Here is a 14,387-nt window from a genome sequence, read left to right on the forward strand (position 1 = left end):
TACTACTTCAGAAAATTCAAGTGAAATTCAACTATTTCTGTCTAATGCTCATCCTGCTATGAGTAGGATTTATAAAACGAATTTTTGGAATTACTATGAAATACATTATTAATTATTCAAATGACACTGCTTTTAATATTGCTTTGGAAGAATATGCCTTTAAACACCTTTTAGATGAGGATCAAATCTTCCTTCTCTGGATTAACAAACCATCCATTATCGTCGGTCGCCACCAAAATACTATCGAAGAAATCAACCGCGACTACGTTCGGGAGCATGGGATTGAAGTGGTTCGTCGGATTAGTGGTGGTGGGGCTGTTTATCACGATTTGAACAACCTCAACTACACCATCATTTCAAAAGAAGATGAAAACAAGGCCTTTGACTTTAAGAGCTTTTCAACTCCCGTGATCAACACCTTAGCTCAACTTGGGGTTAAGGCTGAATTCACGGGTCGTAACGACTTAGAGATTGATGGCAAGAAATTCTGTGGAAATGCCCAAGCTTATATCAACGGACGCATCATGCACCATGGTTGCCTTCTTTTTGATGTTGATTTGTCTGTCCTTGCCAATGCTCTCAAGGTATCTAAAGACAAGTTTGAGTCCAAAGGGGTTAAATCAGTCCGTGCTCGTGTGACCAATATCATCGATGAGTTGCCAGAAAAAATCACGGTGGAAGAGTTCCGTGACTTGCTTTTGGACTACATGAAGAAAGAATACCCTGAGATGACAGAATATGTCTTCTCGGATGAAGAATTGGCTGAAATCAATCGGATCAAGGAAACCAAGTTCGGTACCTGGGATTGGAACTATGGAAAGTCTCCTGAATACAATGTCCGTCGTGGCACAAAATTCCCAAGCGGTAAGGTGGAAATCTTCGCGAATGTTATTGAATCCAAAATCCAAGACATCAAGATTTACGGTGACTTCTTTGGTATCGAAGATGTTGCAGCAGTAGAAGATGTTCTTCGTGGTGTCAAATACGAACGTGAAGACGTCCTCAAAGCCCTTCAAACCATTAATCTTGGCCGTTATTTTGCAGGTATCACTGCAGAGGAAATTGCTGAAGCAGTGGTGGAATAAAGTAAAAGATATCCATTTAACATGGATATCTTTTATCTTAAACTTGATATTTAAATACCATGAGTGTACAATATAGAAGAAATCTGAACAAAAAAGGGGCTCATTTTCAATGATGAAAATTCCAGTTGAAAATCTTGGTCTATTTGAACAGTTAGATCGTATAGTAGTGGCTTTTTTTAGCAAGCAACAACCTTCAAGTCCATATGATTTGAAAATCAGTATTACACAAGGACACCTTGACCAGAAAAAGCAAGAGCTCGAACCATTAGGCTATCAAGCTGTGCAACTACCATTAGGAATGGCTTTAGATAATATCATCCAGCAACCTCATTATAAAAATTTAATCCTTGGCGGACTTGCTCCCGACGAAATTATAGTCAGTAAAGAAGAATTAATGCCTTTGAAAGATATCGTGGATAGCTTTTGTATTATGTACGCTGCAGCGAATAACAGACTAGAAAATAGTAAGGCTTATGAACTAATAAAAGATAAGACGGTTTATTTTATTGGTCAACTATTTACAGATTTTCCAAAAGCCGGTGATGAAATTGCTTATTTAGGAATTGATCGAATAGCGAGTGACGGTACACCATACGAAGCAGTTAAATGCTTTTTAACGGAAGGGAGTGCAGAGAAGTACAATAGTGAGAAAAGACCCGTCACCCCAGCAAATCTGGCCTATCTAAAATCATTTTGGGGAAAGCCAGTTATTATTGAGCCCCACCGTAATTATTGGATCGAATTTTTATAGAAAGTATAAAAGAGCGTAAGATTCCATAAAAAAATCTTACGCTCTTTTTCTAATAGAATAGCTGTTACATAATTTACGTTATGTAATTTTATAAACTATCCAAGGCATTTTTCTGCTCATCATTAACGATATGCGTATACAAGTCAGTAACTTGTGTGCTAGCATGTCCCAGCTGGTGACTGACCAAAACCTGTGATTTGGTTGCATCATAAAGACGTGTTGCTAATGTATGGCGAAGCTTATGGGGTGTCACGCGGACTTTGAAGTCTTCAGAATACTTGGCGACCATCTTTTCAACACTAGAAGCATCAATACGGTTTGGAACACCTCGATACAAGGTCAGAAAGAGAGCTGTATCGGTCTTTTCTGTCTTGTACCGTTTGTCTCGAATAGCGAGATATTGCTCCAGATAAGGCTTCGCAAAGGCAGCAACATTGACTGAGTCTCGTTTTCCACCTTTTCGAGTGACGTCAATGACCATCATCTTAAGATTAAGGTCACGAAGGTCCAAATTGACTGCCTCAGATAAACGGACACCAGAGGCAAGAAGGAGTGCGATAATGGCTAAATCTCGCTCTTTATTCTTATTAAAGGAGGATAAGGCGCGATTTGAGAGTGTCTGAGGATACTCCTGGTCGATATAGTTAAGAAAACCTTCTGTTTCATCGCCTAAAAAGAGCTTTTGTTTGATATTTTCAGCCCGTGCCGCCAAAGTTTCTTTCTTTTTCTTGGTAGCAACCTTCTTCATGACGTTGCGGTAGAAATAAGGTTCTCCTTGCTCATTTTCAACTTCCTCAGTCAAGTATTTATAGAGACTGGAAAGTGCAGAAAGGGTACGGTTAATCGTTGTTTGGGAAACCCCGTTTTTTGTCGTATTGGCATTGAGCAGAGGACGTTCACGTAAGTAAAGAATAAAGGATTCCATGTCTTTCTTGGTCATGTGCTCCAGGACGTCTAAAGGGATCTCGGCCATGGTATCAGCATCCGATATACCAGATTCTAAGACCCAGGTGAAAAATCGATCGTATTCCTTTAAGTATTCGTACAAGGTTGTAAAACTGTATGGAACAGCCAGTTTCGATTGGTAATATTCCAATACATACCAGGGCATGACTTGTTTGAGTTTATCAATCCGTTCTAATAAGATCTCGCGTTTCATGTTTTTCTCCAAATCTTTCTATACTAGTAGTATAGCATAGCCAGATATATTTTTCAAGAAAATTATAGTTTTTCGGAAAGATGTTATAGGGTTTATATAGGACTGTTTTGTTTCTATATCTATACAGATCCCTTTTAAACACAAAACAATCAGCAAATCACATGGATCTACTGATTATTTTCTTTTCTAACTTATTTTTCTACATATTGAAATGAAATCTTGCTACCACAGAGCCAATTATAGACTCGATCATTGACTTGAACGTTCATGGCTTCGTGGGCATATTCTGGCATGATTAAATGCTCTTTTGGACATTCTAATCGATTATAAATGGCAAACTGTGTCACAGGATAACAGACATCATCATCTAGCCCGGTAATCATGTGAACCTGTCCTTTGATACGATGGGCAAAGTTTTTCACATCAATATAGGCCAAAGTCTGCATCAAACGATCTTCTGTTTCATGGAATGGATCATGGAACTTGAAATAACGGAAAAGCTCGTCATAGGCCTCGCTGGTGTTCCCAATCTCCAATACTCGTCTGAAATCTGATAAGAATGGATAAATGGCTACCGTTCGTTGTATACGAGGATTCAATCCAGCAGCAACCAGGGCCAAGGCACCACCTTGTGAGGCTCCATAGCTGGCAAGTTTGCTGTCGTCAACTTGAGGAAGGCTGGCTACAATTTCAATTAACTGGTAAAGATCTAAGTAGATATCCTTATAAAAGAGCTCATCTGGACCTTCCACGGCGCCACGGATAATCTGTCCTTTTACCGTATTTCCAAGTGGTGAACGATCTCCGTCGGTTGAAAAGCCCGACTGACCTCTTACATCCATAGACACAACACCATAGCCGGCTACTGTATAAGCCAGCATATCAGCCCAATCCCAACAACGACCCATATAGCCATGAAAATGGAAAATGACGGGAACCTTTTTATCCGTTTTTGGAAAAACAACCCGCGCATAAACTAGTCCATCTCGTGTTCCTTTAAAGGTTAATTCATAACAAATCACATTTGGAATGCTGAAATCTCGTTCTTCGAGCTTATATTCAGGCAGTTCAGTCATCTTTGCTAGGGCTTGATCCCAAAAGGCATCAAAATCTGCGGGAAGCTCATCCCGTCCCATGTAATCTTTCATTGTTTCTAATAATTTGGGATCTTTCATAAAATCCTCCTTAAGTATGTGTAATCGCTACCAAAAATGTACCATATTTACTTAAGGATTGCAAGAGACAAATAAAAATTACATAACCGAAATTATGTAATTTACTTATAGATTCAAAAATAGACTTAATTGTTTCACTAGATCTGGATTAGTGGGTAAAGCTGAATGATGAGCCTTGCGTCCTTTTAAATTTACTTCTGTATAGGCTTGTTTCTCAAAAATAGATTGTGCTGCTTGGGCACTAGAGAGGGGAACGATCCCATCTGATTTCCCAGCAAAGCTACCGACAAAGTTAAGGACCTCTACTTCTTTTTCTAAGCGATGCTTCCATTTTTGAAAATCGTCAAACATTTCTTGATTGAATTGGTAAGGACTACCAATAATAGCGAGCTTGCTTACGGTCAGCTTTTTCTTTTCTAAAAAGCCACTTTCCAATAAACCAGTCAAAACTAGTCCACCATTGGAGTGCCCAACTGCCTTGAACTCTGTAAAATAATAGTGATCAAGAAGATAGGTTAAAGCAATCTTAAGGGATTCGATTTGCTGCTTGATATTGCTGTAGCCATCTCGATTGTTCTCGAAGCCAATTACAATCATCGGATTCGGCTCTTTCGTATTCAGTCTTCCCTCCATTTCTATAGAATCATCTTTATTGACTTTTATTTTTAAAAGACTCTGTTTTTTTCTAGAAAAGCGATGGAGCATGCGGATGGTTCCGTTGAATCGCTGGATACTGGCTGAACTCCCAGGTACAAAGATGATTGGTCTGATCGGTGGTTTCTTTGACCCTTTAGGAAATTCAAAGGGCTTTCTGCGCGAAGAAAACAATCTTGCAAAGAAACGAATGATTTGTTGAAATAGTTTTTTTAACATCTTTCCTCTAGTAGTAGTTTCTAAAAGAACCCAGAACAGTGTGTTCCAGGCCCTCTTAGAAACGATTATTTCCGTTTTTTCTTATTTTTGCGCATTTGTTTGGCCATCTTGTTCATCGCCCGTTTCATCATAAATTCACCGGCTTTTCCTTTGAGACCCCCGCCAAACATTTGGCTCATATCAGGCATTCCAGCGCCTCCACCAAGAGCTGACAAGTCAGGCATGCCACCTTGTCCCATCATGCCTTCGAGGGCAGACATATCAGGCATTCCACCAGGCATATTCTTCGGCATGTTATTTGGATTGAGCCCCATTTGTTTCATCATCTTGTTCATATCGCCAGAGAGGACACCCTGCATCATCTGCTTGGCTTGGTTAAAGTCCTTGATGAATTTGTTGACTTCGACAAAGGTGTTTCCTGATCCAGCAGCAATCCGACGGCGACGGCTTGGATTTAACAAATCTGGATTTTCCCGTTCAGCTGGGGTCATGGATGATACGATTGCACGTTTGCGAGCAATTTCTCGTTCATCGACCTTGAGGTTCTTCATGGCAGGGTTATTGGCCATACCTGGAAGCATCTTAAGCAGGTCTTCCATTGGTCCCATATTTTGTACTTGGTCTAATTGATCAATGAAATCGTTGAAATCGAAGGTATTTTCCCGCATCTTCTCAGCGAGTTCAAGCGAGCGTTTCTCATCGTATTCTTGAGAAGCCTTCTCGATCAGCGTCAGCATATCCCCCATACCGAGGATCCGACCGGACATGCGGTCTGGGTGGAAGGTTTCGATATCCGTGATTTTTTCACCAGTACCAGTGAATTTGATTGGCTTACCAGTAATCTGACGGACAGAAAGGGCTGCACCACCACGGGTATCCCCATCAATCTTGGTCAAAATCACCCCGGTCACTTCGAGTTGTTCGTTAAACTCACGCGCTACATTGGCCGCTTCTTGACCGATCATGGCATCTACAACCAAGAGGATTTCATTTGGCTCAGCAAGGGCTTTGACATCGCGCAATTCGCCCATGAGTTTCTCATCGATTTGCAGACGACCAGCCGTATCGATCAAGACATAGTCATTGTGGTTAGCTCTTGCTTGCTCTAAACCTTGACGTACGATTTCTACTGCAGGGACTTCTGTTCCCAATGAGAATACAGGGACATTGATCTGTTGACCAAGAGTCTTCAACTGGTCAATGGCAGCTGGACGATAGATATCGGCCGCAATCATCAAAGGACGTGCATTTTCTTCCTTGACCAATTTGTTAGCAAATTTCCCAGCAAAGGTTGTTTTACCAGCCCCTTGAAGACCGACCATCATGATAATAGTTGGAATCTTAGGTGATTTGATAATGTCTGCTGTCTCAGAACCCAAAATAGCTGTCAATTCTTCATCGACAATCTTAACGATTTGTTGGGCAGGGTTCAGGGTTTCAATGACCTCATGGCCTACGGCCCGCTCGCGGACGCGTTTGATAAAGTCTTTTACAACAGGAAGGGCAACGTCGGCCTCTAAGAGGGCTAGACGAATCTCTTTGGTTGCCTCTTGGACATCCGCTTCAGAGATTTTCCCTTTCTTACGAAGATTTTTAAAGACGTTCTGTAAACGTTCAGTTAAACTTTCAAATGCCATACTACTTCTCCTATTACAGGTATTTTAATCTTATTTATTCTCGGTTATCAATGCTGGATAAGACTGCGATTTGCTCTTGTAGATAAGCGTCATCAGGATACTTGTCAGAGATCTGATCAAAAATCTGACTGCGGACAATGTAATCAGAGTACATATGAAGCTTCATCTCATAGTCTTCCAGAATCTTTTCAGTTCGCTTGATATTATCATAAACAGCCTGACGACTCACCCCGAACTCTTCAGCAATCTCAGCCAAGCTGTAGTCATCTGCATAATAGAGCTCGATATAGTTCATCTGCTTGTCTGTCAAAAGTGCTGCGTAAAACTCAAAGAGAGCATTCATTCGGTTGGTTTTCTCAATTTCCATACCTTTCATTATATCAAAAAAGCCCGCTAAAGACTAGCGGGACTTGATGCTTTTTGAGTTGAAATGAGAGGATTCATCATCAGAGTTTCAGTGCTAACATGTTGACCGTCATCCCTGCCGCGGTTCCAATCAAGAAGATGGTATCGCCTTCCTTCACATAGCCATGATCAAGCGCATAGGCTAAACCAAAAGGCACAGCTACAGAAACCATGTTTCCGTAATCGCTGACGATGTTAAGATACTTATAGTCTGGGACTCCTAATTTTTCCATGACTAAAGGAAGAGCTCGACTAGCTTGGTGGGGAATAATATAGTCTACTGTATCTTTAGAAATGCCGGATTTTTCTTGAAATTCTTGGAACATGTCAGGAATAACACGCGCAGATAGAAGTAAAATTTTCTTACCCTTCATATCAAACATGAAATCAGTCTTGGTTGATTCAGAGTACAATTTCGGATGATAAGCTGTCAAACCACCACGAATTTCGGTATCATGGGCCCCCTTAGACCAGGTCCGTTGCATGCTAGCAATGATTCCTTTGTCTTGGCTTGTTGCTTCAAAAATAAAGGCTGCTGCTCCATCGCTAAAAAGTTCATAGCTTTCTTTCTGCTTTGGATTAAGGCCCAGGCTTCCTACCTCACTTGAAACAATGAGGACACGCTTGTACTCGCCACCTTCGATCAGATAAGAAATGGTACTAAGGGCTGAAATAAAGCTGGTACAGGTGGTATTGATATCCATGGCAGGAATCGTAAGTCCCTTGGCCACGCGCTCATGGATCAAAGCAGCTGTACAAGGAATCGGCTGAACGCCTACGGCGCTCGCTGAAACTAGGCAGTCAATATCTGCCATGGTTAATCCTGCTTGCTCTAGTGCTTGTTCGATAGCACGAGCAGCTAAGTCGATCTGAGATTCTTCGTCTTCTTTTACTCGGTAACGTGTCTGGTCCTTAAACGTGACTTGATGCTTGGGTAAGGCTGTTCCATAGCCTTTAATACGAACGTGTCTTTGTACACTTGTCATAATGCTTCCTCCTATTTTTGAAGACGTTGTACGCGCTTGAGTTTGCGACTTGTGTCCCATTGGTAGTCAATAAAGGTTAGAGTGGGCATGATAAAGCCCTTTTGATCTGCTAAGACTTGAAATTGGTTGAGGATAGCCTCTTCTATCTCAGATGAACGTTTGCTGAGAGCAACCTGGACTTGTCCATCTTCGGTTTGCGTCACTTGATAGTCTTGAATTCCTTCGACAAAGAGGATACAACGTCGAATAAAGTCTGGATAAACCATCTGTAGCTCGCCGTCTGCTTTCTTGAAATAAAAGATATCGTCTGATCGCCCCTCAATTTTAGCAATCCGTGTAAAGACAGAACCACAGCTACAGGCATCCGGATCCTCTACCAGAATATCATTGAGCCGGTAGCGGTAAATAGGTTGGCTCCTACGTTTAAAATCAGTAATGATAGGATAAAAACGGTGGTCATCCAAATAGTCTTTTTCCACTGATAAAATGTCCTCGTTGAGGTGCAAGTTCCCCTCAGAACAGGTACAGGCTAAGAAACCTTCTGTTGCTTGGTAGACCTGATCGACCTTAGAAAGATCAAATGCTTGACGGATGAGGTCCCGGTCCCGATCCTCTAAGATTTCAGCGACGGAAACGACCTTTTGAGGTTGTATCTCCAGGGTCTGATTTTCCAGATACTTGGTTAAATCTAATAAGGTAGAGGCTGGAGCCACAAGGATGGTCGGCTGGTAGTCATTTAAACGCCCGATGTGCTCTTGGCTATCTTTGAAAATATCAAAATACTCTAGGCGAATCAAGGGAGAATTGATGGTTTGATAGAGCTGGTTATCAGCACGGAGGAAAAAGGCAATGCGGTGACCAAGGAGCTTTCCTTTGGGGAGCATTTTAGCGAGTATAGCGGCTGCCCACATACTACGTTCTGTTTCTGTCGTGATAAAGATTCCCCGGTGTCCGGAGGTACCAGAGGAAAGACCAACTGCTACTTCTCCTTGCATCTCTGTAAAATCACGAGACTGCTCACCGCGAATCGCCATTTCAAGAGCCTGATCCCGGTCGATTCCTTGGGTATTTAACTCATTGAAATGCTCCATCATAAAGGTCTTGTCCATATAGCGGAAGTCTTTTGGAACACCTTGAGAGAAATAGGGGGAATGCTGGAGTAAGAAGCTGTGGTAATTTTGTAGTTCTTTTTCTTGGTAGCGCTCCAGTTCCTCACGGTTCTTGAAGCGATGCCCCCAGCGGGTCTGGTAAAAGGTTTTAAGAAAGGTCCATTTTTTCATTTAGTATTCTTTCTACCCGTTCAATCGGATCATGGCTGACGAGAACAGCGATTCCTTGATTTAACAAGGTACGGAGGAAATTGACATTTTCTAAATAGTCCTTCCCATTATCCTGAACTTGACTAGGAATCCAGCGCATCTGCTCTGTCAAGGTGAGAAGGTCAATTCCCCAGCAGAGGTCAGCACCAATAAACAATTGATATTCCGGAAGGAAAAGACAGCCTTGTCCCTTAGCGTGCCCATCATGGGAACTAAGGAGAATACTGCCGTCTCCAAAGATATCTACTGTTTCCTTATAAGGAAAAAGAGGGTTGGTTCCCTGAGGCTGGATAATTTGGACAGCCTCTTCAAAATGATCCGGCAAAAACTCTTTAAAAATTAAATCCTTGAAGCTGGGCTTCTGGTAGACGTGATAGGCTCTCTCTGTGACCAAGAAGCGCGCCTGTTTGAAGCAACCCGCACCTCCTAGATGGTCTGGATGAAAATGTGAGAGGATGACATAAGATATGTCATCTGGTGAAATCCCAGTCGCTTGAAGCAAGCAATCAATCTGGTCCTCCTTTTTCATCTGCATAGGAGTTCCAAGACGGTAATAAAGATAACGGAATTTGCTTTTAATCTCATAATGATAGCCCGTATCGTAGAGAATATAACCATGCTCTCGGTGTTTGAGGAGATAGACGCCGGCTGGAAAAACCATCTTCTTTCTTTTCTGCCCCTTAAAGAGCAAGGCAAGATTGCTGGTACAATAGCCAGCAGGGAAGTACTTAATGCTTTCGATAATCTTGGACATACTGGGCAATTCCCTCCTTGATACTGATGCGTGGCTTATAGCCCAACTCTTCTCTTGCTTTTGAAATATCAAGTGTCTGGCTATAACGCAATAGGTAGTAGGTATAGCGAGTTAATGGTGGCTCACCCTTTAGAGGTAAGAACCGATAAAGAACCTCTAAGCTAGAAGCCAAGCCACCTAGAAGAAAGGCAGGTAATTTTTTATAACGAATAGGAAGTTCCAGGCCCTGCAAGGCTTCTTCGATGAGTTCTTTAAAAGGAGTCGGCTCGCCGTTGGTAATGTTATAGACTTGACCTTCTGCCCGATCAGCTTTCAGAGCCAAAGCGATAGCCAAAGCAACATTCTCAACACAGGTCATGTCCATCAATTGCTTGCCTTCCTTGATTAAGGGGATTCCAATTTTTTGGCTTAGCTTGAGAACACGTGGAAGGATACTTGTATCCCCAATGCCAAAGAGCCCACGAGGACGAAGGATAATGCTGGGAACATCCGGGTATGCAGGAAAGAGCTTCTCTGATAGTAACTTGCTTTTGATGTAGTTGTTTAAATGATTTTCAGTTGGAGCATCTTCTTCTTTGATGCCGATTTGATCTTTCGGAGCAGCATAAATACTTGGTGAAGAAACATAGACCAAGCGACTGATTTTATTAGTACGGCAAGCTTCTAAAACATGTTGAGTACCGAGGACATTAGCTTGATAAAAACTCTCCCAAGGCCCCCAAACAGTGGATAAAGCTCCAGCATGGACGACCATTTCAACGCCCTTACATGCCTCTTCTACTGCTTGCTTGGAACTCAGATCTCCTTTGAAGAATTCCACTTGTTCTGAAACCAAGCTTTGTCCTACTGCTTCATTCCGACCAAAAGCGCGGACAAAGTAGCCTTCTGCTACTAACTCTTTTACCACGTATTTTCCAAGAAAACCTGTTGCTCCTGTTACGAGTACTTTCATGGCGCCTCCTTTTTAACTAAGCGATGAATTTCTTTTTTTAAAATGCTGCTAGCATCATAGACCAGGGCTATTTTTTGCTTTTGTGGTCCTGTAAAAATTCGAATCTTATAGTTGGAATCATTCAACAATGGGGCTAAAAGCAAAAGAACTGGATAAAGGTGCCCACTAAGAGGCACCACAACAGCATCGATTTTTATCAGAGACATAAAACCTCCCTGTGTTGAATTGACACCATAGGGATTGTGTTAGCTAATTGTTTTCTAGGTAAAATTCAAACCGTTCTCCGACGTATTGACTTTTTACATACTCAAAAGCGACACCATTGTCGAAATATGAAATCTGGGTCAAACCAAGAATAGCATGTCCTTTTGGTATTTCTAAGTAATGAGCAATCTTTTCTTTGGCCAATCGGGCATAGATGGTTTGTTGGGATTTACCGATACGGTAGCCGTGCTTTTCCAAGGTTTGGAAGAAATGGCTGGTCACCTCTTCTTTTTTGAAGTTTCTGATAAATTTTTCTGGAATTGAGGCAACTTCATAGACAACAGGGACTCCATCTGCGTAACGAACCCGTTCCATACGTACAATCGTTTCAGTTTTGTCAATCCCTAGTTTATCCACTTCTTGAAGACTTGGAATGGTCCGTTTGTAGGAAATAACCTGTGTCGAAGGAACCTTTCCTTGCGCTTTCATAATTTCAGTAAAACTAGTCGTTCCTCGCATCTTTTCCTGGACGCGCGTGCTAGCGACAAAGGTACCACTGCCTACACGACGTTCTAACACTCCTTCTTCTACCAAGAGAGTGATTGCTTGACGGAGGGTCATGCGGCTGACCTGGAACTTTTCTGCCAAGTCCCGTTCGCTTGGCAGGCGTTGACCGATTTTCCAGATTTTCTGGTCAATCTCTGCCTTGATTTGATCGTGAATTTGAATGTAAGCTGGAATCATTTTGCTACTCTTTCTGTGTGTTACAAACTATTGTAGCGCAATTTTGTCAAATCTTCAATCGTAGTCAGTATTGATTGGTAATGAAGGGGCTTTTGTGTTAGAATAGAGGAAAAGAATTTTCTAGAAAAAGGGGAAAAGATGACAAACCTATCAACTGATTTGCATGATGTTGAAAAAATTATCGTGCTTGATTACGGTAGCCAGTACAATCAGCTCATTTCTCGTCGTATTCGTGAGATTGGTGTCTTTTCAGAACTGAAGAGCCACAAAATTACAGCGGCTGAAGTGCGTGAAATCAATCCTGTTGGGATCGTTCTTTCAGGCGGACCAAATTCAGTGTATGAAGAAGGATCTTTTGACATTGATCCTGAAATTTTTGAACTTGGAATTCCAATTTTAGGAATCTGCTATGGCATGCAGCTCTTGACTCACAAACTTGGTGGGAAGGTTGTACCTGCAGGTGATGCTGGTAACCGTGAATACGGCCAATCTGAGCTAAACTTAGCTGAATCTTCTGCCCTCTTTGAGGGAACACCTGATAAACAGTTGGTCTTGATGAGTCATGGAGATGCTGTTACTGAAATTCCTGCTGACTTTGTCCGTACTGGTACTTCTGCTGACTGTCCGTATGCTTCGATTGAAAACCCAGACAAGAAAATCTACGGTATCCAATTCCACCCTGAGGTTCGTCACTCTGTTCATGGATATGATATCTTGCGTAACTTTGCCTTGAACATCTGTGGTGCTAAGGGCGATTGGACCATGGATAACTTCATTGAGATGCAAATCAAACAAATCCGCGAAAAAGTTGGAGACAAACGTGTCCTCCTTGGTCTTTCTGGTGGTGTTGACTCTTCAGTTGTAGGGGTTCTTCTCCAAAAAGCTATCGGTGATCAATTGATCTGTATCTTTGTAGACCACGGTCTTCTTCGTAAAGGGGAAGCTGACCAAGTTATGGACATGCTTGGTGGTAAGTTTGGTCTTAATATCGTTAAAGCAGACGCTGCCAAACGTTTCCTTGATAAATTGGCTGGTGTGTCTGATCCAGAGCAAAAACGGAAGATCATCGGTAACGAATTTGTTTATGTCTTTGATGACGAAGCAAGCAAGCTCAAAGATGTGAAATTCTTGGCTCAAGGAACACTTTATACAGACGTCATCGAGTCAGGTACGGATACTGCTCAAACCATCAAGTCTCACCACAACGTGGGTGGACTTCCAGAAGATATGCAGTTTGAACTTATTGAGCCACTCAATACTCTTTACAAGGATGAAGTCCGTGCCCTCGGTACTGAGCTTGGTATGCCAGACCACATCGTGTGGCGCCAACCATTCCCAGGACCAGGACTTGCGATTCGTGTCATGGGTGAAATCACTGAAGAAAAACTTGAAACAGTTCGCGAATCAGACGCAATCCTTCGTGAAGAAATCGCCAAGGCTGGTCTTGACCGCGATATCTGGCAATACTTCACTGTTAACACTGGCGTTCGTTCCGTAGGTGTGATGGGCGACGGTCGTACTTATGACTATACCATCGCCATCCGTGCTATCACTTCTATCGATGGAATGACAGCTGACTTCGCTAAGATTCCTTGGGAAGTCCTCCAAAAAATCTCAGTCCGTATCGTAAACGAAGTTGACCACGTCAACCGCATCGTCTACGATATCACAAGTAAACCACCTGCAACTGTAGAGTGGGAATAAAATGAGTTATTCAAATAACGCTGAAATCAATAATTTCAGCGTTATTTTTATATATGTTAAGGCAGGATTTATTATCAAAATGACCCTCTAGGGAAGTTCCAGTTAGTTTATCCAAGGAGAAAGATTTCACCATTCAAAAACAGAGAAAAGCTAAACAGGACTTGACAGCTCTATTTGGGTGTTAGATGATTATCAAACAATCTAGAATGAAACAATATCTTGTATGAATCGACTACTTATGTTATGATAGTTTAAAACTATTCCTTTTGAGTAAGGAATTCATAAAGTTAGGAGAAACAACATGTCGGAAATTACAGTATCGCGTCAAACTGGCCTCGTAGGTATGTTAATGAAGGTAAACGTTTATATCAATGGAGAATGTGTTGCCAATTTAAGCAAAGACGAAACCGTTACACTTCCGCTTCCTGAAGGACTTGATATGGTTAAGGTCTACGTAGATCAAAGAGGAGCCTTCACACGTTCTAAGGAAGTGATCGTAAAAGCTGGTCAAACAGCTATTATTAAAGGATCGGCTATGAAAACACTTCTAGGTATTTTCGGAAAAATCTTAGGTATGCCTTATCTCTCAATCGAAGTAACAGATTAAAAAGCCATCATTCGATGGCTTTTTAATGTATG

Annotated in this window: 14 protein-coding genes and 1 pseudogene; 4 read left to right on the forward strand and 11 right to left on the reverse strand. The window is 41.8% G+C overall.

Going from position 1 to position 14,387, the window contains the following annotated elements; all coding sequences use genetic code 11:
- Nucleotides 1-95 precede the first annotated feature (95 nt).
- Complete coding sequence (locus QM873_RS03300; protein WP_014713327.1) at nucleotides 96-1,085, forward strand: lipoate--protein ligase; 990 nt, start codon at nucleotides 96-98, stop codon at nucleotides 1,083-1,085.
- A 109-nt stretch (nucleotides 1,086-1,194) separates the two neighbouring features.
- The gene (locus QM873_RS03305) at nucleotides 1,195-1,836 is read left to right on the forward strand and encodes a hypothetical protein (RefSeq protein ID WP_414278790.1); all 642 of its coding nucleotides are present in this window, start codon (nucleotides 1,195-1,197) and stop codon (nucleotides 1,834-1,836) included.
- A gap of 88 nt (nucleotides 1,837-1,924) precedes the next feature.
- Here QM873_RS03305 and xerS read toward each other — a convergent pair whose 3' ends face one another.
- The 11 genes and pseudogenes from xerS to QM873_RS03360 all read right to left on the reverse strand — a co-directional run bounded on the left by xerS (nucleotide 1,925) and on the right by QM873_RS03360 (nucleotide 12,044).
- Complete coding sequence (gene xerS, locus QM873_RS03310) at nucleotides 1,925-2,995, reverse strand: tyrosine recombinase XerS (protein ID WP_003001539.1); 1,071 nt, start codon at nucleotides 2,993-2,995, stop codon at nucleotides 1,925-1,927.
- Nucleotides 2,996-3,186: 191 nt separating this feature from the next.
- Nucleotides 3,187-4,170: an acetylxylan esterase gene (locus QM873_RS03315; RefSeq protein ID WP_155126922.1), complete on the reverse strand. Its 984-nt coding sequence runs from the start codon at nucleotides 4,168-4,170 to the stop codon at nucleotides 3,187-3,189.
- 105 nt (nucleotides 4,171-4,275) lie between these two features.
- Nucleotides 4,276-5,043, reverse strand: a complete 768-nt coding sequence (locus tag QM873_RS03320) for an alpha/beta hydrolase (RefSeq protein WP_155126919.1) — start codon at nucleotides 5,041-5,043, stop codon at nucleotides 4,276-4,278.
- 65 nt (nucleotides 5,044-5,108) lie between these two features.
- Nucleotides 5,109-6,680 carry a signal recognition particle protein gene (gene ffh, locus QM873_RS03325; protein WP_414278791.1) on the reverse strand — a complete coding sequence of 524 codons (1,572 nt, stop codon included), beginning with the start codon at nucleotides 6,678-6,680 and terminating at the stop codon, nucleotides 5,109-5,111.
- Nucleotides 6,681-6,714: 34 nt separating this feature from the next.
- Nucleotides 6,715-7,047 carry a putative DNA-binding protein gene (locus tag QM873_RS03330; RefSeq protein WP_037613861.1) on the reverse strand — a complete coding sequence of 111 codons (333 nt, stop codon included), beginning with the start codon at nucleotides 7,045-7,047 and terminating at the stop codon, nucleotides 6,715-6,717.
- A 79-nt stretch (nucleotides 7,048-7,126) separates the two neighbouring features.
- Entirely contained in the window at nucleotides 7,127-8,071 is a 945-nt protein-coding gene (locus QM873_RS03335; protein WP_414278792.1) for a 3-oxoacyl-[acyl-carrier-protein] synthase III C-terminal domain-containing protein, read from the reverse strand.
- An 11-nt stretch (nucleotides 8,072-8,082) separates the two neighbouring features.
- Entirely contained in the window at nucleotides 8,083-9,351 is a 1,269-nt protein-coding gene (locus QM873_RS03340) for a F390 synthetase-related protein (protein ID WP_154852897.1), read from the reverse strand.
- Nucleotides 9,329-10,144 (reverse strand): MBL fold metallo-hydrolase, encoded by an 816-nt coding sequence (locus tag QM873_RS03345; RefSeq protein ID WP_270615577.1) that lies wholly within the window; start codon nucleotides 10,142-10,144, stop codon nucleotides 9,329-9,331. The genes QM873_RS03340 and QM873_RS03345 overlap by 23 nt, the downstream gene beginning before the upstream one ends.
- Entirely contained in the window at nucleotides 10,119-11,096 is a 978-nt protein-coding gene (locus tag QM873_RS03350; RefSeq protein ID WP_117744248.1) for an NAD-dependent epimerase/dehydratase family protein, read from the reverse strand. Before QM873_RS03350 ends, QM873_RS03345 begins: the two co-directional genes overlap by 26 nt.
- A gap of 65 nt (nucleotides 11,097-11,161) precedes the next feature.
- Nucleotides 11,162-11,302: pseudogene (locus tag QM873_RS03355) on the reverse strand (glycosyl transferase); the annotation flags it as partial.
- A gap of 43 nt (nucleotides 11,303-11,345) precedes the next feature.
- Nucleotides 11,346-12,044, reverse strand: a complete 699-nt coding sequence (locus QM873_RS03360; RefSeq protein WP_117744249.1) for a GntR family transcriptional regulator — start codon at nucleotides 12,042-12,044, stop codon at nucleotides 11,346-11,348.
- 138 nt (nucleotides 12,045-12,182) lie between these two features.
- Between QM873_RS03360 and guaA the strand changes: the two genes are divergently transcribed.
- Both guaA and QM873_RS03370 read left to right on the forward strand, forming a co-directional pair.
- Nucleotides 12,183-13,748: a glutamine-hydrolyzing GMP synthase gene (guaA, locus tag QM873_RS03365; RefSeq protein ID WP_006596353.1), complete on the forward strand. Its 1,566-nt coding sequence runs from the start codon at nucleotides 12,183-12,185 to the stop codon at nucleotides 13,746-13,748.
- 301 nt (nucleotides 13,749-14,049) lie between these two features.
- Nucleotides 14,050-14,355, forward strand: a complete 306-nt coding sequence (locus tag QM873_RS03370; protein ID WP_414278793.1) for a hypothetical protein — start codon at nucleotides 14,050-14,052, stop codon at nucleotides 14,353-14,355.
- The last annotated feature ends 32 nt before the right edge of the window (nucleotides 14,356-14,387 follow it).

This window comes from Streptococcus australis, assembly GCF_047463015.1.
Lineage (GTDB): Bacteria > Bacillota > Bacilli > Lactobacillales > Streptococcaceae > Streptococcus > Streptococcus australis_F.

What these genes read in the sequence shown, in the direction of transcription:
- QM873_RS03300 (WP_014713327.1), top strand. Translation starts at nt 96, where the DNA reads ATGAAATACATTATTAATTATTCAAATGACACTGCTTTTAATATTGCT.
- QM873_RS03305 (WP_414278790.1), top strand. Translation starts at nt 1,195, where the DNA reads ATGATGAAAATTCCAGTTGAAAATCTTGGTCTATTTGAACAGTTAGAT.
- xerS (WP_003001539.1), bottom strand. Translation starts at nt 2,995, where the DNA reads ATGAAACGCGAGATCTTATTAGAACGGATTGATAAACTCAAACAAGTC.
- QM873_RS03315 (WP_155126922.1), bottom strand. Translation starts at nt 4,170, where the DNA reads ATGAAAGATCCCAAATTATTAGAAACAATGAAAGATTACATGGGACGG.
- QM873_RS03320 (WP_155126919.1), bottom strand. Translation starts at nt 5,043, where the DNA reads ATGTTAAAAAAACTATTTCAACAAATCATTCGTTTCTTTGCAAGATTG.
- ffh (WP_414278791.1), bottom strand. Translation starts at nt 6,680, where the DNA reads ATGGCATTTGAAAGTTTAACTGAACGTTTACAGAACGTCTTTAAAAAT.
- QM873_RS03330 (WP_037613861.1), bottom strand. Translation starts at nt 7,047, where the DNA reads ATGGAAATTGAGAAAACCAACCGAATGAATGCTCTCTTTGAGTTTTAC.
- QM873_RS03335 (WP_414278792.1), bottom strand. Translation starts at nt 8,071, where the DNA reads ATGACAAGTGTACAAAGACACGTTCGTATTAAAGGCTATGGAACAGCC.
- QM873_RS03340 (WP_154852897.1), bottom strand. Translation starts at nt 9,351, where the DNA reads ATGAAAAAATGGACCTTTCTTAAAACCTTTTACCAGACCCGCTGGGGG.
- QM873_RS03345 (WP_270615577.1), bottom strand. Translation starts at nt 10,144, where the DNA reads ATGTCCAAGATTATCGAAAGCATTAAGTACTTCCCTGCTGGCTATTGT.
- QM873_RS03350 (WP_117744248.1), bottom strand. Translation starts at nt 11,096, where the DNA reads ATGAAAGTACTCGTAACAGGAGCAACAGGTTTTCTTGGAAAATACGTG.
- QM873_RS03360 (WP_117744249.1), bottom strand. Translation starts at nt 12,044, where the DNA reads ATGATTCCAGCTTACATTCAAATTCACGATCAAATCAAGGCAGAGATT.
- guaA (WP_006596353.1), top strand. Translation starts at nt 12,183, where the DNA reads ATGACAAACCTATCAACTGATTTGCATGATGTTGAAAAAATTATCGTG.
- QM873_RS03370 (WP_414278793.1), top strand. Translation starts at nt 14,050, where the DNA reads ATGTCGGAAATTACAGTATCGCGTCAAACTGGCCTCGTAGGTATGTTA.